Origin of the sequence: Halobacteriovorax sp. (genome assembly GCF_041587335.1) — a bacterium.
In the GTDB taxonomy this organism is placed as follows: Bacteria; Bdellovibrionota; Bacteriovoracia; order Bacteriovoracales; family Bacteriovoracaceae; genus Halobacteriovorax.
In genome coordinates this window covers 1-1,596 of record NZ_JBFGYP010000277.1, presented here as the reverse complement: position 1 = coordinate 1,596, position 1,596 = coordinate 1, and the positions used below count along the sequence as shown (strand labels likewise).

The following is a 1,596-nucleotide window of genomic DNA, read 5'->3' as shown; positions in this document are numbered from 1 at the left end:
TTAAGAATATTTCTAATTCACATTCCTCTAGCGGTAACTCTTGGACACTATTTTTCTTACGAAGGAATTTATTGGGCCGGATTTATTGCAAATATTCTGGGGGGAATGATTGGAACTGCCTTTTTAATCAAGTTAGTGAAAAGCTTCCCATCTGATAGTTCTATTTAAGTGTCTAAATTACAGACACTTAAGCTTTGCAAATAATACATAGTTTAATAAAACTGCCCTCTTAAGTGTTATAGTGTCGCAAATTCATTAGGAGCATTTGTGCAATTAAAGCTATCACTTATTTTCTTAGTTCTACTGACGTCATGTAGCGGAAGGTTTGAATCTATCTCTAATGATGGATCTAAAGCTATTTCCTCTAATATTTATGGAGGAGAGCGAGTGGATGAGGGCGAGTGGGAGAGCGTGGTCTCTATTTCAAAGCTCAACTCTGACCATGAAGTGGATCAGAGCTTCTGCACGGGAACTCTGATTGACGAGAGGACCGTCTTAAGTGCCGCTCACTGCTTTAAGAGAAATAAGCAGTACTACCTAAGAAGTTCAGTTATAACTACTCAAAATGTCGACGCTACAGAGAGAACTTATACTAAAATTAAAGATATTAGAATTCACCCAAATTACAAAGGTGAAGATTCTCCATTTGATTTTGCAATCATTGACCTAGAAGACAATGCAAGTATTGATCCTGATAAAATTATTTCACCTAGCTCAATTAGAGAAGTCTCTGTTGGTGATTCTGTTCACCTTGTGGGTTTTGGAAGAATTGAAGATGGCTCTAATGGTATAAAGTTTGAAGTTGGCACAAGCGTTAGAGAGAATCAAAGAGATGAATTCCTGGCCGGTGGAAATGGAAAAGATACATGTGCTGGAGACTCTGGAGGACCAGTATTTATAAAGAACGATAGTGGTCATTATGAGTTCTTTGGAGTGACTTCAAGGGCGCCAGATGACGCTGACTCTTACTGCGGCGATAAGACAGTCTATGGAAAAGTTTCAACTGCAATGAAGTGGGTAAGAGCTGAGAAGATTATTGATAGCGCTCTAAAAGCCGACTCATTTGAATCTATTGCCCTCTTAAAGAAAGCGAGTCTTGAGCTACCAAAATACTTCAAGACTTATAAGCTACTTGGAGAATATTACTTAAAATTTAATATGTTAAATGAAGCAGTCGTAAGCCTAATGGCCGCCTCATCTATGAAGCTTGATGATGTTCAAACCATTGACCTTTTAAGAGAAACTTATAATCGACTTGGAAGCGAAGACTCTGAAATCAATATGCTTAGAAGACTCCTCGTTTTAGAGCCAAGCAATCAACAATACTTTAAAAGACTAGAGTCTCTTGGACAAAAGAGTGCCGCAGAAATTTCTAGGGGAATAGGCTTTTTTAAAATGGAAAGTTATCACTTTGCAGTAATGGACCTCGAGCTACACAAAGAGGATGTGAGTGCAGCATTTATCTTGGCCTTTATAAAGCTTAGAGAATCTGAATTTGAAAGCTCTCTAGCTCTTCTTAGAAGTATTCCTGGAAACGCTCTTGGAATTATTAATCTAAGAGATAGTCGTGATGACACACTCTTAATGGCCGCAGTA

1 protein-coding gene is annotated in these 1,596 nt (G+C 38.2%); it reads left to right on the top strand.

Annotated features, from left to right (window positions below):
- Positions 1-267: 267 nt before the first annotated feature.
- The coding region (locus ABX784_RS17390; RefSeq protein ID WP_372656324.1) for a trypsin-like serine protease at positions 268-1,596 on the top strand (1,329 nt) is incomplete at its 3' end.